18 protein-coding genes are annotated in these 22,507 nt (G+C 44.6%); 17 read left to right on the top strand and 1 reads right to left on the bottom strand.

Annotation, left to right across the window (positions count from 1 at the left end; genetic code table 11):
• The first annotated feature begins 14 nt into the window (after nucleotides 1-14).
• The 13 genes from smc to FZC40_RS02355 all read left to right on the top strand — a co-directional run bounded on the left by smc (nucleotide 15) and on the right by FZC40_RS02355 (nucleotide 11,250).
• Nucleotides 15-3,587 carry a chromosome segregation protein SMC gene (smc, locus tag FZC40_RS02295; protein WP_148602324.1) on the top strand — a complete coding sequence of 1,191 codons (3,573 nt, stop codon included), beginning with the start codon at nucleotides 15-17 and terminating at the stop codon, nucleotides 3,585-3,587.
• A gap of 39 nt (nucleotides 3,588-3,626) precedes the next feature.
• Nucleotides 3,627-4,529 carry a signal recognition particle-docking protein FtsY gene (gene ftsY / locus FZC40_RS02300; protein WP_148602325.1) on the top strand — a complete coding sequence of 301 codons (903 nt, stop codon included), beginning with the start codon at nucleotides 3,627-3,629 and terminating at the stop codon, nucleotides 4,527-4,529.
• 80 nt (nucleotides 4,530-4,609) lie between these two features.
• Nucleotides 4,610-4,966 (top strand): YlxM family DNA-binding protein, encoded by a 357-nt coding sequence (gene ylxM / locus FZC40_RS02305; protein ID WP_148567162.1) that lies wholly within the window; start codon nucleotides 4,610-4,612, stop codon nucleotides 4,964-4,966.
• Nucleotides 4,967-4,975: 9 nt separating this feature from the next.
• Nucleotides 4,976-6,316: a signal recognition particle protein gene (ffh, locus tag FZC40_RS02310; RefSeq protein ID WP_148602326.1), complete on the top strand. Its 1,341-nt coding sequence runs from the start codon at nucleotides 4,976-4,978 to the stop codon at nucleotides 6,314-6,316.
• Between the two features lie 63 nt (nucleotides 6,317-6,379).
• A complete protein-coding gene (rpsP, locus tag FZC40_RS02315) occupies nucleotides 6,380-6,625 on the top strand; it encodes a 30S ribosomal protein S16 (RefSeq protein WP_148567160.1) in 246 nt (81 codons plus the stop codon).
• A 16-nt stretch (nucleotides 6,626-6,641) separates the two neighbouring features.
• Nucleotides 6,642-6,872: a KH domain-containing protein gene (locus FZC40_RS02320; RefSeq protein ID WP_148602327.1), complete on the top strand. Its 231-nt coding sequence runs from the start codon at nucleotides 6,642-6,644 to the stop codon at nucleotides 6,870-6,872.
• Nucleotides 6,873-6,949: 77 nt separating this feature from the next.
• A complete protein-coding gene (gene rimM, locus FZC40_RS02325; RefSeq protein WP_148602328.1) occupies nucleotides 6,950-7,462 on the top strand; it encodes a ribosome maturation factor RimM in 513 nt (170 codons plus the stop codon).
• Nucleotides 7,459-8,157, top strand: a complete 699-nt coding sequence (trmD, locus tag FZC40_RS02330) for a tRNA (guanosine(37)-N1)-methyltransferase TrmD (protein WP_148602329.1) — start codon at nucleotides 7,459-7,461, stop codon at nucleotides 8,155-8,157. Before rimM ends, trmD begins: the two co-directional genes overlap by 4 nt.
• A gap of 91 nt (nucleotides 8,158-8,248) precedes the next feature.
• Entirely contained in the window at nucleotides 8,249-8,608 is a 360-nt protein-coding gene (rplS, locus tag FZC40_RS02335) for a 50S ribosomal protein L19 (protein WP_148602330.1), read from the top strand.
• A 111-nt stretch (nucleotides 8,609-8,719) separates the two neighbouring features.
• A complete protein-coding gene (gene lepB / locus FZC40_RS02340; RefSeq protein WP_148602331.1) occupies nucleotides 8,720-9,247 on the top strand; it encodes a signal peptidase I in 528 nt (175 codons plus the stop codon).
• Between the two features lie 2 nt (nucleotides 9,248-9,249).
• Nucleotides 9,250-10,086: a ribosome biogenesis GTPase YlqF gene (gene ylqF, locus FZC40_RS02345; protein WP_148567154.1), complete on the top strand. Its 837-nt coding sequence runs from the start codon at nucleotides 9,250-9,252 to the stop codon at nucleotides 10,084-10,086.
• A gap of 22 nt (nucleotides 10,087-10,108) precedes the next feature.
• Nucleotides 10,109-10,885 carry a ribonuclease HII gene (locus FZC40_RS02350; protein ID WP_148602332.1) on the top strand — a complete coding sequence of 259 codons (777 nt, stop codon included), beginning with the start codon at nucleotides 10,109-10,111 and terminating at the stop codon, nucleotides 10,883-10,885.
• Complete coding sequence (locus FZC40_RS02355) at nucleotides 10,885-11,250, top strand: YraN family protein (RefSeq protein ID WP_148602333.1); 366 nt, start codon at nucleotides 10,885-10,887, stop codon at nucleotides 11,248-11,250. Before FZC40_RS02350 ends, FZC40_RS02355 begins: the two co-directional genes overlap by 1 nt.
• A gap of 78 nt (nucleotides 11,251-11,328) precedes the next feature.
• Here the strand turns inward: FZC40_RS02355 and FZC40_RS02360 are convergent, their stop codons facing one another.
• Nucleotides 11,329-11,649 (bottom strand): nucleoside triphosphate pyrophosphohydrolase, encoded by a 321-nt coding sequence (locus FZC40_RS02360; RefSeq protein WP_148602334.1) that lies wholly within the window; start codon nucleotides 11,647-11,649, stop codon nucleotides 11,329-11,331.
• A 197-nt stretch (nucleotides 11,650-11,846) separates the two neighbouring features.
• Here FZC40_RS02360 and FZC40_RS02365 point away from each other — a divergent pair, with 197 nt between their 5' ends.
• From FZC40_RS02365 to FZC40_RS02380, 4 genes are all read left to right on the top strand, one after another.
• A complete protein-coding gene (locus tag FZC40_RS02365; RefSeq protein ID WP_207706695.1) occupies nucleotides 11,847-12,089 on the top strand; it encodes a VanZ family protein in 243 nt (80 codons plus the stop codon).
• A gap of 356 nt (nucleotides 12,090-12,445) precedes the next feature.
• Nucleotides 12,446-13,087, top strand: a complete 642-nt coding sequence (locus tag FZC40_RS02370) for a flavodoxin family protein (protein ID WP_148602336.1) — start codon at nucleotides 12,446-12,448, stop codon at nucleotides 13,085-13,087.
• A gap of 245 nt (nucleotides 13,088-13,332) precedes the next feature.
• Entirely contained in the window at nucleotides 13,333-15,474 is a 2,142-nt protein-coding gene (locus tag FZC40_RS02375) for a hypothetical protein (protein WP_148602337.1), read from the top strand.
• Between the two features lie 316 nt (nucleotides 15,475-15,790).
• Nucleotides 15,791-22,435 carry a leucine-rich repeat protein gene (locus FZC40_RS02380; RefSeq protein WP_148602338.1) on the top strand — a complete coding sequence of 2,215 codons (6,645 nt, stop codon included), beginning with the start codon at nucleotides 15,791-15,793 and terminating at the stop codon, nucleotides 22,433-22,435.
• Nucleotides 22,436-22,507: the final 72 nt, after the last annotated feature.

Here is a 22,507-nt window from a genome sequence, read left to right on the forward strand (position 1 = left end):
ATTGAGGTGAAGGCTTGTATTTAAAAAAATTGCGATTATCGGGGTTTAAATCATTTGCTGACCCGGTCACCTTTGAGTTTTCAAAGGGTATCTCAGCGATTGTGGGCCCTAACGGCAGCGGGAAAAGTAATATTACCGATGCGATTAAATGGGTGCTGGGTGAGCAAAGCATTAAATCCCTGCGGGGAAAAAAAATGGAAGATGTTATCTTCTCAGGTACAGAAAAAAAACAAGCCTCCGGCTATGCCGAGGTTGTTTTGGTTTTGGACAATAAAGACGACGCTCTGGAAAATTATCCGCAAGAAGTGGCGATTTCAAGAAAATTGTATCGAACCGGGGAAAGTGATTATGCGATAAACAAGAAGAGCTGTAAGCTCAAAGAGGTTCAGCGCCTTTTTATGGATACCGGTTTAGGTAAAAATGGTTATTCTCTGATCAGTCAAGGTGGAATTGAAAGCATAATCGCCAGTTCACCCGCTGAACTTAGAAATATTTTCGAAGAAGCGGTTGGTATTGTCTCCTATAAAACGAAAAAAAACGAAGCCGAAAAGAAACTCGAGCAAACCCAGGGCCACTTAGACCGTTTGCGGGATATTATGATGGAAATAGAAAAACAACTGGGCCCCTTAAAAAATCAGTCCCGCAAAGCAAAGAGTTGGCTGATTCTTCATGAAGAGCTAAAAACAGTGGACTTGGTCGTTTTTCACGCCAAGATGAGTGTCGCGCTCAAGGACCTTGAAAATCTAAAAAACAAACTGGCGCTTCAAATAAAACAGTGTGAATCGGCTGAAAAAACAATTGTCGAAAAAGATGCCTGGTATCAGAAGCTAACCATCGAAAATCGTGAATTGGATTTATTAGGGGATAATGAGAAAAAAAGCCTTGCCACGATAAAGGGTGACTTTGATGGTGTTCAGCGAGAAGAGATTCGCTGTAAAAGTCAGTTGGAAGCGAATGAGATCACCCAGGAACGCTTGAAAGCTGAATGGAGGACCCTTCTTTCCCGAATAAACGCCACCCAGGAAAGAATAAAAGGGGTCGAAACAGAAAAAGAAACCCTAGCTCAGAATTTAAAAAAACATCAAGTGCATCATGAAAAACTCGAGCATTCCTTTAATGAGCTGATTTTAGCAGAACAGCGAGAAAAGGATCGGGTCAAAGCTCAGCAAACGGCGGTTTTAAATCATCAATCAACCTGTGACAGTCTTGAGGAAAAACGCCTGGAGCTGCGGTCCGGCATTCAGGAAATAAAAACAGAAGCGGTTTTTGTAAAAAATCGTTTAGTGGAATCAAGTGAAAGCAAAGCGCTTTTACTAAAGGACCTTAAAAGTGTAAAAGAAAATATTAATACGCTAATTGAAGAGATTAAACAGCGACAGGAAGCCTATAAAAACCTTCAGATTGATTACAATCAAGAAGTCGAGGGCCAAAAAAATCGTTTAAATCAAGAACACCTTATCGCCAACAACTTAAAGGTTAATGCCTCAAAGGTGGAGTACTTAAAAAACATCCAAAAAAATTATCAGGATTACTTTCCCACCATTCGAAAGTTAATGACCTCAGAAAAAATGCTGGGACCGGTTATCCATGAAGTATATGGTCCGGTCGGGGAACTGATTTCCACGGATTCCCGCTATCTCCAGGCGATTGATATCGCTTTAGGTGCCAAAAGTCAAAACATTGTCGTCGCCAGTGTGAAAGTGGCCAGCAATTGCATTGACCTGCTGAAAAAAGAACGCCTGGGACGGGCGACATTTTTACCTTTGGATAACCTGCGATATAGTTCCATTGACGAAAGAACCAGGCAGACGCTTCAAAACCTGCCCGGTGTTGAAGGGATTGCCAGTGAGCTGGTTAAAACAGCGGTTGTCTATCAAAAAGCCATTGATAGTTTGTTAGGCCGAATCATTGTCGCGAAAGACTTTTCGGCAGGAAAAGATATTCAAAAAAAACTTGCTTCCAAATTTACCATTGTCACCTTGGAAGGGGAAATCTTCTATCCCGGCGGGGCTATTGTCGGGGGACAAAGCAAGGACAATCGGCAATCACCACTTTCAAAAAAAATAGAAATAGCAAACCTGGAAAAAGAAATGGCAGAACAGGAAAAAGCTTTGAATGCCATCAAGAAGCAAGCAGAAGACAAGCAACGATCCGTGACAAAAAAGGCGGAAGAATTGAAAACACTTGAAAATCAGTTCAATCTTTGCAAACAGACCCTGTGGGAAAAAAACAAGATGGCTGAAGATTTAACTAAGAAAAATACCGAAACGACTCGATCCATCAGTGAGATGGAAGAAAAAACACAGCTTTTTGCGCAGCATCTTCAGCGACAAGAGGCTGAATTAGAAAATACCGAAAAAGCCTATAACGACGTCAAAGAGCTTACCAAAGGGCCGGAAGCCGATGAGAATTCGGAGGAAATCCGGTCCCGCCTGGATACCTTTCGTTCAAAAATATCGGCAAGTCAATTAGCGATTACTCAGATAAAAGGTGAAATGGCCGGTTTGGACCAGCAGCTGCACTTGATCCATGAGCAGTTAACCCAACAAACCGATCAAAAAAATTCATTAGCAGAAGAAATGAAAAGTTACGAGCAGGGCAATGAGGAACTGTTACAAAAACAAAAAAATCTGGCGGATGAGTCGATCCGACTGAGAAAAGCGATCGAATCGCGTCGGGACAAAAACAAAACCGCGGTGGAGCAGCAAAAAAACAATGCGCGGCGATTAGAGACCCTTCAAGAAGAAATTAAAAACGACAACCATCAGCTGATCATCAATAATGATGAAAAAAATACATTAACCACCCAGATTAATGGTCTGCAAATCCAGATCAGCAACTGGGAAGACAACATCTATAAAAGCTATGAGATGAACTATTTAATGGTCGAGGATGCCTATCATCAGTTGGCGGCAACTCAACAGCTGGATGAACTGGATTTATCAGAAGAGCGGCAACGCCTCCTCAAAGGAAAAATTGTCGCCCTGGGAAATGTGAATTTAAATGCCATTGATGAATACGAAGAAATATTGACCCGGCATGATTTCATGAAAAAACAGCTGGATGATTTGATTGAAGCAAAAAGTGAAATTTTAGATATCATTAATACTTTGTATGATGCCATGACCGAACAGTTTAAGAATAACTTTATTAAACTTCAGGAAAATTTCACCCGGATTTTCAGTATTCTGTTCGAAGGGGGACGGGCATACTTAGAGTTCACCGATCCAACCAATATTTTGGAAGGCGGCATCGAATTGGTGGCGCAACCGCCGGGAAAACGGCTGCGGCATATATCGCTGCTCTCAGGCGGCGAAAAATCAATGGTGGCGATATCCCTGCTCTTTTCTTTTTTGGAAATCAATCCCTCGCCGTTTTGTGTGATTGATGAGGTGGATGCGGCTCTCGATGATCGTAACATTTATCGTTACACAAATTATTTAGAGAAAATATCGGAGCACAATCAGTTTATTGTCATTACCCATCGGCGCACAACCTTGGAGGTCTGCGATAATCTTTATGGCGTTTCGATGTCGCGAGATGGAGCGTCGCAATTAGTATCGGTGCGACTCACGGATTATGTCTAAAATCAAAGGTAAATAAAACGATAACCAAAGGAGGCTAAAATGGAATTAAGTTTATACGAACGGATGCGTAACCGCCTAGTTAAAACAAAGGATAATTTTAAAGAGAAAATAGAAAATGTCATGTATATGGGCAGTTTTGACGATGATTTTTTTGATGAGTTAGAAGAAACACTGATTCTTTCGGATTTAGGGGCTCAAACATCGGTAAAAATCACGGAAGCTCTGCGGAAAAAAATCAAAGAGACCCACTCTAAAAGTAAAGAAGAGGTGATGGGTTTCTTGAAAGAAATTCTTATCGAGATGGTTCAAGTGGAGGCGGTCAAACCCCAGGATCCAACGATTATGTTGGTGGTAGGGGTCAATGGCGTGGGAAAAACAACCACCATTGCCAAGCTGGCCAGCCGTTACAAAAGCCAGGGAAAAAAAGTGGTTATTGCCGCGGCGGATACCTTTAGAGCAGCGGCTGCTGAACAGTTGGATGAGTGGGCACAGCGGGTTGGCGTGGATATTGTCAAAAGTACCACCGGTGCGGACCCCGGAGCCGTGGTTTTTGATGCCATTGGCGCGGCCAAAGCACGAAATGCGGATATCTTATTATGTGATACTGCCGGTCGGCTGCATAACAAGGTAAATCTCATGAACGAGCTTCAAAAGATAAGCCGGATCATTATTCGGGAAGGGGAAGGGTTCACCATTCATAATCTGATGATATTGGATGCCACAACCGGCCAAAATGCCATCAATCAGGCTAAGGTCTTCCACGAATGCGTCGATATCAGCGGCATCATCCTAACCAAACTGGATGGAACAGCCAAAGGCGGGATTGCCATTTCGATTATCGACGAAATGCAAATTCCGATTGAATATGTCGGAATTGGAGAAAAATCCGAGGATCTCATTGACTTTGATCCGAAAAAATTTGTTGATCTCTTATTTGAATAAATGCTTGACATTTCCCCCGCCAGGACTTACAATAATTAAGTCGTCAAGTAAAATTCCTTTACGATTTAACGAAGGTGCATATGGAAAAGAAAGTCGGAGAACAGTATTTATTTGATTTTTATGGTGAGTTGTTAACGCAAAAGCAGAAGCAGATTTTAGAGTACTATTATGATGATGATTATAGTCTGGCCGAAATTGCCGAGGTCATGTCGGTGACCCGACAAGGAATATTTGATGTTATTAAACGCTCTAAAGCCATGATGCAAGTTTATGAAGAAAAACTTGGACTTATCAATAAATTTTTGAAATCGCAAATTCTTCTGGAGAAAATCCAAAAGGATTTATCGGGTTTGGCAGATCGCGAAAGAGATGATACGCTAAAATCCGAATTGATGGTGGTAGTTGAAAAACTGAAAAAAGTCAGTGAGGAAAACTAAGGGTGACACATGATCTTTGAAGGATTAAACGAAAAATTTCAAAATATATTTTCCCAGCTTAAACGCAAAGGCAAGCTTAATGAAAAAGACATCCAGGAAGTCAGCCGCGAGATTAAACTTGCACTTTTAGAAGCGGATGTCAACTTTAAGGTTGTTAAGCAGTTTACAAAGAATATCAGCGAACGTGCCGTGGGCCAGGAGGTTTTGAACAGCCTGACGCCAGGACAACAGTTTATTAAGATTGTCAAGGATGAAATGACAACCCTTTTAGGCGGCGAAATTGAACGGATGGATTTTGTCGACGGACGCCGGAATGTCTTTATGCTGGTCGGTTTACAAGGTGCCGGAAAGACAACGACAGCGGGTAAGTTAGCTAATTTACTGCGTAAAGAAAAAAAATTCAAACCTTTGCTGGTTGCCTGTGATGTATATCGTCCAGCGGCAATCAAACAACTTGAAATTTTAGGTGAAGAATTAAATATCGATGTCTATTCAGAACATGATGTCAAAGACCCGGTGGGCATTGCCAAACGGGGGCTTCAAAAGGCCGTGGCTGGACAGTATGACCTGGTAATTATGGATACCGCCGGCCGGCTGCAAATTGACGAAACGTTAATGGCAGAGTTGGTCAATATCAAGGAAGCCATTGAACCGACCGAAATTCTGCTAACCGTAGATGGAATGACCGGTCAGGAATCCGTGAATGTTGCCAATGAGTTTAATCGTCTTTTGAATATTTCCGGAGTCATTTTAACAAAACTCGATGGCGATACCCGAGGGGGGGCCGCCTTATCAATTACCTACACCATTGGTAAAGCCATTAAATATATTGGTACCGGTGAGAAATTGACGGATATCGAGCTTTTTTATCCAGACCGAATGGCTTCTCGTATTTTGGGGATGGGGGATGTACTGTCCTTTATCGACAAAGCCCAGAACATGATGGATGAAGAAAAAGCCAAAAAATTAGAAGAAAAATTAAAAAACAATATTGACTTTGATCTCAATGATTTCTTGGACCAGATCAAACAGATAGAGGATATGGGCTCCATCAGCAGTTTACTGGAAATGATGCCCGGCGCTAATAAAAAAGCGCTTAAAAATGTGGATTTGTCAGGGGCGGATACTAAACGCACCGAAGCCATTATTTTGTCCATGACCAACGAAGAACGAAGCAAACCGGGGATCATTAATGCCGGCCGCAGAAAGCGTATCGCTTTAGGCAGCGGTACCAAGGTTGCTGATGTCAATCGCTTATTAAAAGGTTTTGAACAGTCAAAGAAAATGATGAAACAAATGACCAATTCCAATATTTCGAAAAAAGGCCGCATGAAGCTGCCTTTTATGTAAAAATTATGTTATCAAAGACGCTATGTCATTTAGATAAAGATGTTAAGAAAGGGGGAACAAAACATGGCAGTAAAAATTAGATTGAAAAGAATGGGTAAAAAGAAAAAACCTTTTTATAGAATCGTTGTTGCAGATGTACGTGCACCACGTGATGGTAAGTTCATTGAAGAAATTGGATACTATGATCCTTGTGTTGATCCTGCACTTGTAAAAGTTGATGCAGAGAAAGCCAAAGCATGGTTAGCTAATGGCGCAAAACCAACAGATACCGTTAAGTATTTATTAAAGAGAGAAAACGTAATCGAGTAGTATCAGGAGGTAAATGATGAAAGAACTTGTAGAAATTATTGCTAAGTCTCTGGTTGATCACCCCGATGCCGTATTTGTTCAGGAAGTCGTAGGCGAACAATCCATTACATTGGAATTGAAAGTAGCTGATGACGATATGGGCAAGGTCATTGGAAAACAAGGGCGTATCGCAAAGGCAATTCGTACCGTCATAAAAGCCGCTGCCACGAAAGAAGATAAACGTGTCATGTTGGAGATTATTCAATAACAAGGCATTGGGCTGTGTATACAGCTCTTTTTTTATTCGCAAAGCGTGTTTTTGTTTATTTAAATCAGGAGAAAGATATGAAAGATGATAGTTTGATAATTATTGGTCGAATCCTTGGTGCTCACGGCATAAAGGGCGAGTTAAAGGTGCTGCCTTTAACGGACGATCCCGGCCGTTATTATGATTTAGAAGCCATTACTTTGTTAAATGGAAAAATTCAACAAGACTATGTCATCACCAACTGTCGTTTGCATAAAACAAATGTCCTTTTGTTTGTCGACGGAGTTGCAACCCGGAATGATGCTGAGGCATTGATTGGCAGAGAAGTAGGGATTCCCAGGGATCTGGCCGTGAAATTGCAAGAGGATGAATTTTTTATTGAAGAACTGCTCGGTTTGCCAGTTTACAACGAAGGCGCGCTTTTAGGAAAAATAACGGACGTGATGCAAGCCGGTGGGGTCGATGTATATACCATTACCGGAGGTCCAAAAACCTATTGTGTGCCAGCGCGAAAAATTTATTTCAAAGAGATCAATGTCAATGATCGCCGTATTGATGCGACGATTCCCCAGGAAATTCTGGAGCTATGAGATATTATTTTTTAACTTTATTTCCCGAAATATTTCACACCTATTTTCAAACAGGGATGATTGACAGAGGGGTGAAAGCCGGGATCATTGAATATGAAGTCATTAATATTCGCGATTTTTCCGGTAATAAACATAATAAAGTGGATGATTCTCCTTATGGCGGAGGTGCTGGGATGGTAATGGCCGCGCCGCCAATTGCGGCGGCGCTTAAAAGCATTCCAAACTTTAGCGATTACCCGGTGATCTATTTAACCCCGGGGGGAAAACCTTTCGAACAAAAAGACGGCATCAGCTTATCGCAACTAAAAGGGATCGTTTTTATTTGTGGTCATTACGAAGGGATTGATCAGCGGGTGATTGATCATTATGTCACCAGGGAATATTCGGTGGGAGATTATGTGCTGACGGGTGGGGAATTACCCGCCCTAACCGTGGCTGACGCTATCGCCAGGCACATTCCCGGTTTTTTAGGAAACTGTGATAGCCTTTGTGAAGAATCCTTTGAGTCGAATCTGCTGGAATATCCTCAATATACCAAACCGCGGGAGTTTGAAGGGCTGGAAGTACCGGAAGTGCTGTTATCAGGACATCATGAAGCGGTTGGAAAATGGCGCCAGGCAAAGTCTGAGGAAAAAACCCAAATTAATCGTCCTGATTTATATGAAAAATACAAAAAAAACTTGCCAAACGAATAAATCCAATGTATAATTCATGGGTATGATATTAATAGAGACGGTCCTCTGTACTTGATGCACGAACGTCGAAAATCGAATTTAAGGAGAAAAAATGGACATTATAAAAAAGATTCAATTGGAAAACATGAAAGCAGAACCACCAAAGTTTAACACCGGTGATACTGTAAAAGTTCATGTAAAAATAACTGAAGGAAAAAAAGAAAGAATTCAGATTTTTGAAGGCATCGTGCTTAAAAGACAAAACGGCGGCGTCGGAGAAACCTTTACCGTACGAAAAATATCTTCCGGCTTTGGCGTTGAACGAACCTTCCTGGTACACTCACCTAAAATCGAAAAAGTTGAAATTGTTCGACATGGTAAAGTCCGTCGAGCTAAACTAAACTATCTTCGTGACCGTATTGGTAAAGCAGCAAAAGTCAAAGAAAAAAAGAGCAACATAAGAGCAAAATAAGAGCGTAATTCAGAGGCTGTCAAGCCTCTTTTTTGATTATTCGTCCGGGAACCAGGGAGAAACGGGAAGCGTGTTTTTCTGATAATTAGCATAGTGCAAGGGAGTAAAAGTATGAGCGAAGATAAAAAGTCTAAAGGCGGTTTAGAAATTAAAGAATGGTTGCAATCTGCATTAATTGCCATTATTCTTGCTTTTATTATCAAGATGTTTTTATTCGATTTCGTTATGGTTCAAGGGAGTTCAATGTTCCCGACGCTTGAACAGGGCGATCGATTAATTGTCAATAAAATTGGTTATACGATTGGCGAGCCGGATTACGGTGATATTGTTATTCTCAGTTACAGTCAAAATGTTGAATATGTCAAACGGGTCATCGGCAAAGGCGGCGACACCATTGAGGTTAAAAATGACGTGGTTTATCGTAACGGTGAACCCCTTACCGAAGACTATATCAACAAGGAAAATTACGATGATTTCGCCAAGGTAACTGTTCCTGAAGGGACCTATTTTGTGATGGGGGATAATCGGGCAAATAGTTCCGATAGCCGTTTTGCCAGCCTCGGTTTTGTGAAAAAAGATGCGATTGACGGAAAAGTAATTTTTAGGATTTGGCCTTTTAATGAAGTCGGGACGGTATAATAATGACTGACGAAAAAATTGAATATATCCAGTGGTATCCCGGTCATATGGCCAAAGCGAACCGTGAAATTAAAGAAAAACTCAAACTGATTAATGTGGTTATCGAAGTGGTAGACGCCCGTTTACCGCTGTCAAGTAAAAATCCGGAGATTAATCAATACACTTGGAATAAGCAGCATATTCTGTTGTTAAATAAAGCGGATTTAGCTGATCCGGAGGTGAGCCAGGATTGGATCGATTGGTTTAAAAAGAACACCGATATTCAGCAAATCATGTTGTACGATGCCTTTGACCGGCGTCAGAAAACGGAATTGGTTAAAAATATTCAGACGCTGAATGTTAAAAATAAGGCCCAAATAAAGTGTCTGGTCTGCGGGATTCCTAACGTGGGAAAATCGACAGTAATCAATAGCCTAATTGGAAAAAAGAAAACCCAAGTCGGCAATAAGCCGGGAGTCACCAAAGGTCAGCAGTGGCTCAGCACCCCGGAGAACCTGATGCTTTTGGATACCCCGGGAATTTTGTGGCCAAAGTTTGAAGACCCGGCTGTGGGTTTGCACCTGGCTTGGCTGGGTTCCATCAAAGATACGCTTTACGAAAAAGAAAATATTGCCGCTGATTTGTTAAAATACCTGGTTGCCTATTACCCTGATGAACTCGAAGCCATCTATAAAATCAGTGTTGTCGATAGAAATCTTCCAGAAATTTTTGACGCTATTGCCAAAAGCCGTGGTCTCCTCATAAAAGGGGGAGAGTATGATTATACACGTACTAGCGTACTGATTCTTAATGACTTTAAAAATGGCCGTATCGGGCGAATTACCTTAGAGCGTCCTTAATCATTCCCCAAAAGAGGTAAATATGATTTTATTTCAGAACATGACCGTTAAGGCTGTAAAAGACCACCTATCAAGTTTAAACATTCAGGCATATCCAGAAATCATTCCTGATTTAAAAGCTGATTCTCGGATTGCGGTCCAAAATTTGGGTGTGTCGCTGGAAAAAAAAATTCTGGCGATGGAGTCAGAAGTAACCCGAATCGCAAAAATGAAAGCTCTTGAAGCCAGCTATTATGCCGCCGGAATAAAAAAAATTGGCGGCATCGATGAAGTGGGTCGGGGGCCGTTGGCCGGACCGGTGGTCACCTGTGTGATCATCTTAAAGCCATGTTCCCAGCGATTGTATGTTAACGATTCAAAAAAGCTATCCCGCAAAAGGCGTGAAACATTATGCGAACAGCTGCTGGAGGATGCCATCGACTATGCCATCGGTCTGGTGGATAATGAAACCATTGATGAAATTAATATTTTAAATGCCACCAAAAAAGCGATGACCGATTCGCTGACGAAACTGACCGAACCACCGCAGCTGCTGCTGATCGATGCGTTGCAGATCAACACGAAAATTCCGCAAAAATCGATTATTCATGGGGATGCCATCAGTTATGCGATAGCCGCGGCCAGTATTGTCGCCAAAGTTTACCGGGATAATTTAATGCAGATCTATCATGAAGAATACCCGGAATATGGGTTCGATCATCATATGGGTTATGGTACCGCCGCACATATTGAAGCGATCAGAAAATATGGGCCAACGCCGATTCATCGAAAAAGCTTTTTGAAAAATTTGGATTATTAATGAAAACCCATAATGTCAAAAAGGGAAATCAGGGCGAAGAATTGGCCGTTGCTTTTCTCGAAAATGCCAATCATCGCATTCGCGAAAGGAATTACAAAAGGCCTTCGGGCGAAGTCGATCTTATCACCGATGATTGTGATACCATCGTTTTTGTGGAAGTAAAATATCGCAGAAATTTGCAATACGGTTATCCCCGGGAAGCCGTAAACCGTTCAAAACAAAAGCGCATTTTGAAAACAGCGCTCTGGTATTTGAAGGAAAAAAAGATTGCGGACTATAACGTCCGGTTTGATGTCATCGAAATTTATTTTGAAGAAGACGGCCAACAGATCATCAATCATTTTGAAAATGCTTTTTGCTTCTAAAAATAGGAAATAAAAGATAAGAAAATTTAAAAAAAGGACGGTTGCAATTTTGCAGCCGTCCTTTTTTGCCCTTAATCTTTATTGGCCATCGTCTACTGAAATAAGAAAGACTTTCTCAGAGTATGATCCTTTATTTTCTTTGTTTTGAATTTTTAAATAATCAATATGAAGGGGTTCGTACTCAAAGGCTTCAACAATGGTATCTAATAATTCGTAGATATCGGAAAGTTCGTCTTCTGAGGGCTTATTCATAAAAACTTCAGCTTTTTCAAGAAGCTTGTCTTTTAATGCGTCTTGAATTTCCGATTTGCCTAAGATTTTGTATTCACAGGCACGTCCGCTGTTTTTAATAATTTCAGGAATCTTATCCCGAACAAGTTTATTGTAATCAACTTTCATAATCCATCACCTCAACCCTATTATACCCATTGCCGGCCTTTAAAAACAAGAGGGAAAATTATATTTTAAGAAAAGTGCTTGCGGCTGATAAATTATCTGGACCTACCAATACATTTGGGAGACACCTGACTTTCGGCTTGTCTTAGAAGTGCTTTTCAACTGCCTGATGTTTATCCCCGTGGGGATAATTAATACCATTGGCTTATGAAAATGATATCGATGAGGATGAAGCAAAAAAGCGTAATACCGTCATATTATTGGGCTTTCTTATTTCTGTTTCAGTGGAGTGCCTGCAGCTTATTACCAAAACCGGCATTTTTGAGTGGGATGATATTATCCATAATACGATCGGTGTAATCGTGGGATACGGAATTTACCTTTATCTGAAGAACCATATCAGGGGTGAGGATCACCAATATTTCCGGTTATTTATCAATTAAAACTGCAAAAGGCAAAATACAGTAATCAAGCATATCTTCAAACGACTGATTCCCATACCAGAAGCGATGTTTATCGCAATGAAAAACTGGAACATGCTTTCCTGAAATCTAAACAAGTTCAAATAAATTTATTTGATTTTTGATGATGATAGATTTTTTCTGATTTAAAAAAAAGAGGATGATATGATGACGTTGTGGACCTCATTTATTATCCGTGTTATTGTTGTTACACTAGTACCATTAATTATAAATATATGGTATGCTCTTTATAGATTGGGTATCATGCGATTTAGACGTTTATATTACAAATGCTAGAAAATAATTTTATAAATCAGGAAACTAGGAGGAAGTATTTTATGAACATCATTGCCATTAACGGCAGTCCCAGAAAAAATGGAAATACCGCGATTCTGCTTGAAAAAGCGCTGGCAGGCGCAGCTTCAAAGGGTGCCCAAACCGAGCTCATTCACCTTTATGATCTGAACTACAAAGGCTGCATCAGCTGTTTTGCCTGCAAGCGAAAGGGCGGCAAGAGTTACGGGAAGTGTGCGGTAAAAGACGATCTTTCGGCGATTTTCGAAAAGATTGAAAAGGCCGATGCCCTGATTCTGGGTTCGCCCATCTATTTCGGCGAAATTACCGGGGAGATGCGTTCATTCCTGGAACGGTTGTTTTTCCAGTACCTGGTTTACGACAGTGACCACTCGGTGCTGTTCCCGAAAAAAATCAAAACCGGTTTCATCTTCACCATGAACGCCCCCGAGCAGGCTTTGAAAGAAATAAAATATGACATGAAATTCAAAGGGTATGAAGGCATTCTCACGCGTTTCTTTGGCAGCGCAAAAACGCTGGAAGCCACGGATACCTGGCAGTTTGATGATTACTCGAAATATGAGGCAACGGCTTTCAATGTCGAAGCCAAGGCCCAGCGCCGTCGGGATGTTTTCCCACAGGACTGTCAAAAAGCCTTTGATTTGGGCGCCGAACTGATGGTCTGAAAGTGATCGCAGTCGGCTGCAAACAAAACGTGGTGGTGTCCATTTTGCGGCCAGAAGCGAGGGGAAATCACCATGTCGAAAAGATAAAATATCCAGTCGCGATCTTGAAGAACTTATAGCTATGGGGGATATCGTCACGGTCAACACTGGATATTTTGGTTCGGGATCAGTCATGATTAAATGGATAGAACCCGGTCGGTACTGTTGGGGTGATTGCGTGATTATAAAGATGAAAGAAGAAAATAATGAAAAGAAAAAGCATTTATCATGTAATCGTTTTAGTCGTCATCCTGATAATTCTTACTCCTAGGGTCTTTGCCGCCGGAGCGGAAAACCGGACCGGAACAGACAATGACGTTTTAAAAACCAGTGCCCCAGAAGCGGTGGGCGTCACCTATCGCACCCACATCCAGAATAGCGGCTGGGAAAGCACCTGGGCAGCGGACGGCAATCCAGCCGGAACCGAGGGCCAGAGCCTGCGCCTGGAAGGGCTTCAAATCAAGCTTACTGGGGCAGATCTGCCGGCCGGGGCCCAGATTGAATACCGAACCCATATCCAGGACCGCGGCTGGGAAAACACCTGGACTCAGGATGGCAACACCGCCGGCACCGAGGGCCAGAGCCTGCGGTTGGAAGCGATTGAGATTCGTTTATTGAAGTTGCCGGGGTATTCGGTGCAGTACCGGGGCCATGTTCAGAATGACGGCTGGGAAACCAGCTGGGCGGCCGACGGCGAACGGGCCGGCACGGAGGGCCAGAGTCTGCGGCTGGAGGCGATCGAAATCAGACTGGTTAAAGTCGTCCCGGCACCGGATGGGGTAGCGGCTAAAGCGGCCAGTCACGGCATTTCCCTGACCTGGAACAGCGTTGCGGGGGCCGATAGCTATACCGTCGATCAGGCAACTTCAATTGATGGCGACTATACCGAAGCGGTAACGGGCATCACGGCAACCAACTATACGGTGCCTAACCTCGAGGACGGCAAACGCTATTATTACAAGGTTAAAGCCACCGCCGGCAGTGCGGACAGCCCGCTTTCCGATGCGGTCACCGCTATTGCCAGTGTCGATGACCAGAGCACTGTGCTGCTGGGGAACCGGCTGTTAATCAGCAATGAGTCCACCGACATTGAAAAAACCCAGTCAACCGGCACCCTGAGTCCGGCGGCAGCCGCGATGGAAACCTCACAGCTTGATTCGGTTCCCTTCGGTATTGACAGGATCCTGCCTTTTGAACCGGCCGCCGATCAAAAGCCCATTGATCCCACTGATCCCGCGGTGCTGGGAACCAGCGACGTCTATGAAGTGAACAGTACCAAAGACTTTTACACCTACAATTTCGATACCGGCAATACCGATATTACCCACGCCAGACTGGCTTATATCGGCACCCATGTGCAAATCTGGATTGATGCCAATGATCCCAAAATGGTGATGACCGATGAAGATGCCCGGATCATGGCGGCGGAATTTGACAATCAGATGTATCCCTTAGTCACCGAGAATTTCTATACCGAATCTGACGTTAACAACGATGGTAAAATCGCCATTTTATGCTATGACATCCAGGATGGCTATACCGGTGTCAGACCCAATACCAATTACACCTGCGGTTATTTTGCGCCCAGGGACTTGTTTGATAGTGCGAACTCCAATAAAATGGAAGTATTCTATGCGGATACCTATCCGTCCATTAAAAAAATTGGCGACACCACCGATATGACGCAAATCTATGGGACCTTGGTGCACGAGTTCCAGCATATGGTGAATTTCAATGCTACGGGACTAATCGGAGATTCGGGAGACACGGATCTATGGTTGAATGAGGCCTTTTCACTGGCGGCAGAGGAAATGTATTCAGGTTCGGCACCCTTCGGCGGAACGGGTAAAAGCTTTGCCAGTCTTTATGTCGGTATTTATAATACGAATGATGCGATCCGAAATGGCCGGTCGCTGCTGAAATTTGATACATCCGATGATCCGTCCTATTCCAATTATATTCTGTCCTATTTCTTTTCCCAATACCTGCGCACCCAGGTGGACGCGGCCTTGGGAACCGGAAACAGCGTGAAGGTTTTTAAAGAAATTATGGCAGACACCGGGACGCGAACTGCCGCGGTGGAGCACGTGATGCAGAAATACGTTGATCCCAATCTTACCTTTGGAGATATTCTGACCAATTTCAGAGCGGCCATGGTGGTACGTGCGGATACGGGTGTTTTTAGTTTTAACGGCGAAGCTGTCTTTGATGAGCTGTCAACCCCATTGTATACCGGCGGCAACACCAATCTGTTAGGCGGCGGTGCGATTGTGACGGCGATTGATGCGCCATTTACAGTACCGGCGGATCAGGGTGCAGATGTGAGCTGTTTGGGACTCTTCCGGTAAACCGGATACTAATTGAAAAGATTGAAGCCCTCGGTAACCTTACGGTTACCGAGGGCTTTTTAGGTGCCTTTTTTTTACATTTATCGTGTGCATAAATCACTCAAGTGATGACTGAAAATACGCTGATGATGTTAAATATGATGGCAAAACGGTTATTTATGTCGAGCTCGGTTGCCGGGCCTTTTTATGTGATAGGATTATTTATATATAAAAAAAATTACTTTAAAAAGTGCAGCAAATAAATCAGCATGGCCTTAAAAATAGTGCTATTTTTCAAAAACGTTGCAATGAAGTGAGAAATTCAGGAGGAAAAAACATGGAGATCAAAAAAACAAGCAGCAAAATAATGGGCAAGAAAATTTTGGCATTGATGCTAACGGTGGTCATGGTAACCGGGCTGTTGCCGCCAATGACCATGCCGGTACAGGCGGACGGCGAGGTTTACGGCGTGCTGCAAAGTGACGGCAATGTCTATGTAACTAATGAAGGCAACACAGCGCCAACCACAACAGTAATCACTGATAAAAAGACCGTGACACATCTGTATGCGGCAAAGGGGGTAACGACAATTGCTGCAGGGGCATTTTATATGTGCGATAAGTTAATTTCGATCGACCTGCCAGCAGTAACATCAATCGGCAATTCGGCATTTTTGGGTTGTACTGAATTAACTACGATCGATCTGCCAGCTGTAAACACAATCGGCAATTCGGCATTTTTGGGTTGTTTTGAATTAACTGCGATTGATCTGCCAGAAGTTGTGGTAATTTCTGATAATGCATTTAACAGTTGTAAAAACTTAACCACGGTGAAACTGCCAAGGGTAACCTCGATCAGTAATAATGCCTTTAAATCGTGCACGTCATTTGATAACCTCACCGTTGGAGTGACACCACCGACTGTTGGCACTGATGTGTTTGATGGCTGTCTATGCACCAACCTAACCATTGATGGTGGAAACACTCCTGCAGCTGTAGAAGCATACGAAAACGCTGGTGACAATGATACTTGGTATGGATGGCGGCTTAGCGTTACACACTATCCCCTTACTGTAGTCGGCGGGGCTGGAAGCGGAAATTATGGTAAAGACACAACGGTCACCATTACGGCGGCCCATCTCGATGATGGACAGTACTTCAAGGAATGGACGGTTCAACAAGGCGACGTTATTCTTGCTGATCCAACTGCTGCAACCACAAACTTCACGATGCCGGGGAAGACCGTTGAAGTGACTGCCAATTATGAGCATATTCCTGAAATATATACTATCACATACGCCACCAATGGGATAAATGTTATCGGTTCGATGACTTCGGATGAATTCACCGAAGATGTTGCAAAAGTGCTTCAAACTAACGTATTTATACGTGATGGCTATAGCTTTAAAAACTGGAACACCAGTGCCGACGGCACGGGCACAGCCTATGCCGATGGTGCATCATTTACAGCAACAGCAAACACAACCCTATACGCCCAGTGGACCGAAACCACACCGGCAGTAGCAGGCTATGGGGTTTTAAGAAAAGATGGCGTTATCTATGAAACCAATGTGGGAAATACCAAAACAGACGGAGCGGTAATTACGGATAAAAAGACCGTGACACATCTGTATGCGGCGGATGATGTAACGGAAATTAAGGCCGATATGTTTTTCAATTATGATAAATTAACTACGGTCGACCTGCCAGCGGTAACCTCAATTGGGAATGAGGCATTTTATAAGTGTGAAGCATTAACCACAGTTAATATGCTGAAGGTAACCTCAATTGGGGACAATACATTTGCTGGGTGTAGTAGATTAACTACCGTGAACCTGCCAGTAGCAACATCAATTGGCTTCGAAGCTTTTCTGACGTGCACAAATTTAACAAAACTGGATCTGCCAGCGGTAACATCGATTGCTGAAAAAGCATTTTCTTGGTGCGATGGATTAACCGAGGTGAACCTGCCATTAGTAACATCAATTGGGGTTGGCGCATTTTATACGTGCGGTCATTTAACTACAGTGGATCTGCCAATGGTAACATCATTGGGTGACAGTGCATTTTATGGGTGTGATACTTTAGCAAATCTCACTGTAGGAGCAACACCGCCGACAAGTGTCGGCACAAATCCATTTGAGGGCTGTTCACGCGATAATCTGACAATTGACGGCAGCAACACCCCAGATAATGTAAAAAAATACGAGGATGCAGACAGCAGTAGTCCCCAGGGGTACTGGTATGGCTGGGCATTGCCTTATTCACTTACGATAAACAATGGAACCGTAAGCGGGGCGACAACCAGCGGCGATTACCGTACCGGCACAACAGTCACCATTACGGCGGCTGACCCAGCAGATGGTCAGCGTTTCAAGGAATGGACGGTTACAGGCGAGGGCGTGACGCTTGATAGTGCAACTACTGCAACCACAACCTTCACCATGCCGGGGAATGCCGTCGCAGTGACTGCTAATTATGAGGCCGTTCCTGTAACCACCATCAGCTTTGATGCCACCGGCGGCACCGGCACCATGGCGGAACAAAAGATCAGCGAAGGCACGCCACAGGCGCTGAATAAAAATACATTCACTTGGGCAGGCTTCAGTTTTGCCAGATGGGACACTAAACCAGACGGCACGGGCACAGCCTATGCCGATGGTGCATCATTTACAGCAACAGTAGACACAACCCTATACGCCCAGTGGACCGAAACCACACCGGCAGAACCAGGCTATGGTGTTCTAAGAAAAGATGGCGTTATCTATGAAACCAATGTGGGAAATACCAAAACAGACGGAGCGGTAATTACGGATAAAACGACCGTGACACATCTGTATGCGGCGGATGAGGTAACCTCAATTGGGAGCAGTGCATTTAGGGACTGCAGTAGCTTAACTACGGTTGATTTGCCAGCAGTAATATCAATTGGGAGCGCTGCATTTGCGAGGTGTAGTGGATTAACTACCGTGAACCTGCCAGTAGCAACCTCAATTGGTGTTGTGGCATTTTATAGTTGCAATGCGTTAACCACGGTCAATATGCCAAAAGTTACCACAATTGGTGAAGAGGCATTTAATGGTTGCAAAGAGTTAATCACGGTTAATCTGCCAGCAGCAACCTCAATTAGGGACAATGCATTTGCGGGGTGTAGTGGATTAGTCACAGTGTACCTGCCAGCAGCAACATCAATTGGTAAAGAGGCTTTCAATGGTTGCCAGGCATTAACCAGTGTTGAAGTGCCAGCGGCAACTTTAATCGACGAGCAGGCATTTTCTATGGATGACGCATTGGTTCATATCAATATGGCGGCGGTAGAAACAATCAACGCCGGTGCCTTTGCTAACTGTGAAAAATTAGAAACGGCTGAGATGCCCCGAGCAACCTCAATCGGCGAGGGTGGATTTGAAACGTGTGTGGCGTTAACCATGGTCAATATGCCAAAAGTTACCTCCATTGGTAAGGGTGCGTTTGTTAACAATAGAGCCTTAACCAAGGTGGAAATACCCGAAGTAACATCAATCGGTGATTGGGCATTTGCAAACTGCAGTGCCTTAACCACGGTGGAAATGCCAAAGGTAACATCAATCGGGGAGGAAGAATTTTCGAAATGCCCACTTTTGAGTAACCTGACCGTGGGTGCAACCCCACCGACAAGTGTAGGGGCAAAGGCTTTTGAAGGCTGCCCAAGTACCACGCTGTCAATTGCCGGCGGCAATACCCCGGCGGCGGTTGCAGCCTATGAAGCGGCAGATACCAGTAATCCCCAGGGTTATTGGTATGGCTGGGCGTTATCCTATCCACTAACGGTGACTAAGGGAACCGGAAGCGGCGACTACCGTACCGGCACAACAGTCACCATTACAGCGGCGACACCGGAAGCCGGACAGCGCTTCACAAACTGGACAGTTGCAGGTGACGGTGTCACACTGGCTAAAGCAACGGATACAACCACAACCTTCACCATGCCGGCGAATGCCGTCGCAGTGACTGCTAATTATGAAGCCATTCCGGTAACCACTATCAGCTTTGATGCCAACGAGGGCACCGGCACTATGGTTGCACAGAAGATCAGCGAAGGCATGCCACAGGCGCTGAATGAAAATACATTCACTTGGGCAGGCTTCAGTTTTGCCAGATGGGACACTAAACCAGATGGTACGGGCACAGACTATGCCGATGGTGCGTCATTTACAGCATCAGCAACAACAGCTAGTGTCACACTGTATGCCCAGTGGACCGAAACCACACCGGCAGTAGCAGGGTACGGTGTTTTAAGACATGACGGCAAAGTCTATACTACCAACACGAACAATACCAAAACAGACGGAGCGGAAATCAATATAAAAACTGTTAAAGCTACTGTGACACACCTGTATGCGGCAGATGATGTAACCTCAATTAGTGACTGGAAGTTTTGTAGTTGTGATGTTTTAACCACCGTTACGATGCCAAAGGTTACTACAATCGGTAAAGAGGCGTTCAATGGCTGCCAGGCGTTAACCAGCGTCGAAGTGCCAGCGGTAACCTTAATCGACGAGCAGGCATTTTCTATGGATGACGCATTGGTTCATATCAATATGGCAGCGGTAGAAACAATCAACGCCGGTGCCTTTGCTCACTGTGAAAAATTAGAAACGGTTGAGATGCCCCGAGCAACCTCAATCGGCGTGGGGGGATTTGATACGTGTGTGGCGTTAACCATGGTCAATATGCCAAAAGTTACCTCCATTGGTAGGGGTGCGTTTCTTATGAATAGAGCCTTAACCACGGTGGAAATACCCGAAGTAACATCAATCGGTGATTGGGCATTTGAAAGTTGCTGGGCCTTAACCACGGTGGAAATGCCAAAGGTAACATCAATCGGGGAGCAAGAATTTTCGCAATGCCCACTTTTGAGTAACCTGACCGTGGGCGCAACCCCACCGACAAGTGTAGGGGCAAAGGCTTTTGAAGGCTGCCCAAGTACCACGCTGACAATTGCCGGCGGCAATACCCCGGCGGCGGTTGCAGCCTATGAAGCGGCAGATACCAGTAATCCCCAGGGTTATTGGTATGGCTGGGCGTTATCCTATCCACTAACGGTGACTAATGGAACCGGAAGCGGCGACTACCGTACCGGCACAACAGTCACCATTACAGCGGCGACACCGGAAGCCGGACAGCGCTTCACAAACTGGACAGTTGCCGGTGACGGTGTCACACTGGCTAAAGCAACTGATACAACCACAACCTTCACCATGCCGGGGAATGCCGTCGCAGTGAGTGCCAATTATGAGGCCATTCCCGTAACCAGCATCAGCTATGCTGCCAACAGCGGCGCGGGTGACATGACATCACAGCAGATCAGCGCGGGCAGCCCACAGAACCTGAGTGCCAATGCCTTCACACGTGTTGGCTACAGCTTTAAAAACTGGAACACCAGTGCCGACGGCAGCGGCACCTCCTACGCCGACAGTGCGCAATTTAGTGCATCCGTCACAGAAAACATTATCCTGTATGCCCAGTGGACTGATAATAATAACACGTTTATCGTGTCGGGAACGGTTGCGGACAGCAAGAATCAGCCAGTGTCTGGTGCCGAGGTTAAGCTGATGCAGGGCAACGTTCAAATTGGCGTAAGCGTCACCACCGATGCAAACGGGGGCTTTACTATTAGTAACGTGCCCAACGGCAACTATAATCTGGTGGTTGTCAGCAAGAATGGTGATAAGGACGATATTGTGGTGACCACCCTTGTGAGTGTTGATAATGCTAATTATAGCGTTTCAAGTACCATCATCCTGCCAGCCGGAACGATGAACAGTGCGGTCGAGGTAAAAGCAGACACACCAGAGATCGTTGTTGGAAATCTAGAAAACCAGTTTACCGCTGCTGATAAAGAATCTGCAGCAAATGGTGATTTGGTTGAGATTAAGTTTACTGCTGAAGCAAAAAACAGTACAGCGCCGCAAGCAGGGGATATTGATGCCGCTGCGGCAGCAACTGGAAAAACCGTAGGGATGTTTATTGATTTTTCGGTATTGAAAACAATTAATTCGTCAACACCAACACCAGTCCCTGACCTGCCTGATCTGATTGAGGTATTGATCCCGCTTGATCCTTCGCTTCAAGGTAAAACAGATTATGTCATTTATCGCTACCATGGTTCGGCTGTCGATACGATTACTACCACGGAAAAGGACGGCGAAAAAATTGAGCTGATTGACGGTGGCAAAACCATAAAACTGACCGCCAAAAAATTCTCCACCTACGCCGTTGCCTATGATGAGGCTGTCCCTGATCCTGGCCCAGGACCTAGTCCCAGCCCGGTCCAAACATATACCTTAACCTATAACGAAAATAGTGGTACCGGCACCATGAAGGATCAGGTCTTCACTGAAGGAACGAAACAAGATCTGGTTAAAAACACCTTTGAACGCACCGGCTATACTTTTGCCGGCTGGAATACCAAACAGGATGGGACCGGCACAGCCTATCCCGATGGGGCGGACTTTACTGCAGCAGCAACGTCAACCCTGTATGCCCAGTGGACCAAAAACGAAATCACAGTCCCAGATGGCGTCACTTATCGCACCCATATCCAGAATATCGGCTGGGAAAACACCTGGGCAGCTGACGGTACGCGTGCCGGAACTGAGGGTCAGAGCCTGCGCCTGGAAGGGATTGAGATTAAGCTCGCCGGAGATAATCTGCCGGCCGGGGCACACATTGAATACCGCACCCATATTCAGAACAGCGGCTGGGAAAATGCCTGGACTTCGGAGGGTAATATCGCCGGTACCGTGGGCCAGAGCCTGCGGCTGGAAGCGATTCAGATTCGGCTGGTGGATATGCCAGGGTATTCGGTAGAATACCGGACCCATATTCAGAATCGAGGATGGGAACCCGACTGGGCCTCAGATGGCGAAAGTGCTGGCACCGAAGGGCAGAGCCTGCGCCTGGAGGCCATCGAAATCAGGCTGGTTAAAACAAATGACTGAGTGCCGGTCGGAAATAAACCGTTAATAACAACGGGGAGGGATTTCAAGAGCGGCGGATATTGTCGAGGAATA

This window comes from Acetobacterium tundrae (genome assembly GCF_008086615.1).
Lineage (GTDB): Bacteria > Bacillota > Clostridia > Eubacteriales > Eubacteriaceae > Acetobacterium > Acetobacterium tundrae.

Excerpts from the sequence above, each read along its gene's own strand:
- FZC40_RS02355 (WP_148602333.1), top strand. The coding sequence starts at position 10,885 with ATGAAAACCCATAATGTCAAAAAGGGAAATCAGGGCGAAGAATTGGCC.
- ylqF (WP_148567154.1), top strand. The coding sequence starts at position 9,250 with ATGACTGACGAAAAAATTGAATATATCCAGTGGTATCCCGGTCATATG.
- ffh (WP_148602326.1), top strand. The coding sequence starts at position 4,976 with ATGATCTTTGAAGGATTAAACGAAAAATTTCAAAATATATTTTCCCAG.
- rplS (WP_148602330.1), top strand. The coding sequence starts at position 8,249 with ATGGACATTATAAAAAAGATTCAATTGGAAAACATGAAAGCAGAACCA.
- FZC40_RS02380 (WP_148602338.1), top strand. The coding sequence starts at position 15,791 with ATGGAGATCAAAAAAACAAGCAGCAAAATAATGGGCAAGAAAATTTTG.
- ftsY (WP_148602325.1), top strand. The coding sequence starts at position 3,627 with ATGGAATTAAGTTTATACGAACGGATGCGTAACCGCCTAGTTAAAACA.
- rimM (WP_148602328.1), top strand. The coding sequence starts at position 6,950 with ATGAAAGATGATAGTTTGATAATTATTGGTCGAATCCTTGGTGCTCAC.
- lepB (WP_148602331.1), top strand. The coding sequence starts at position 8,720 with ATGAGCGAAGATAAAAAGTCTAAAGGCGGTTTAGAAATTAAAGAATGG.
- trmD (WP_148602329.1), top strand. The coding sequence starts at position 7,459 with ATGAGATATTATTTTTTAACTTTATTTCCCGAAATATTTCACACCTAT.
- ylxM (WP_148567162.1), top strand. The coding sequence starts at position 4,610 with ATGGAAAAGAAAGTCGGAGAACAGTATTTATTTGATTTTTATGGTGAG.
- FZC40_RS02370 (WP_148602336.1), top strand. The coding sequence starts at position 12,446 with ATGAACATCATTGCCATTAACGGCAGTCCCAGAAAAAATGGAAATACC.
- FZC40_RS02360 (WP_148602334.1), bottom strand. The coding sequence starts at position 11,649 with ATGAAAGTTGATTACAATAAACTTGTTCGGGATAAGATTCCTGAAATT.
- FZC40_RS02350 (WP_148602332.1), top strand. The coding sequence starts at position 10,109 with ATGATTTTATTTCAGAACATGACCGTTAAGGCTGTAAAAGACCACCTA.
- FZC40_RS02375 (WP_148602337.1), top strand. The coding sequence starts at position 13,333 with ATGAAAAGAAAAAGCATTTATCATGTAATCGTTTTAGTCGTCATCCTG.
- rpsP (WP_148567160.1), top strand. The coding sequence starts at position 6,380 with ATGGCAGTAAAAATTAGATTGAAAAGAATGGGTAAAAAGAAAAAACCT.
- FZC40_RS02320 (WP_148602327.1), top strand. The coding sequence starts at position 6,642 with ATGAAAGAACTTGTAGAAATTATTGCTAAGTCTCTGGTTGATCACCCC.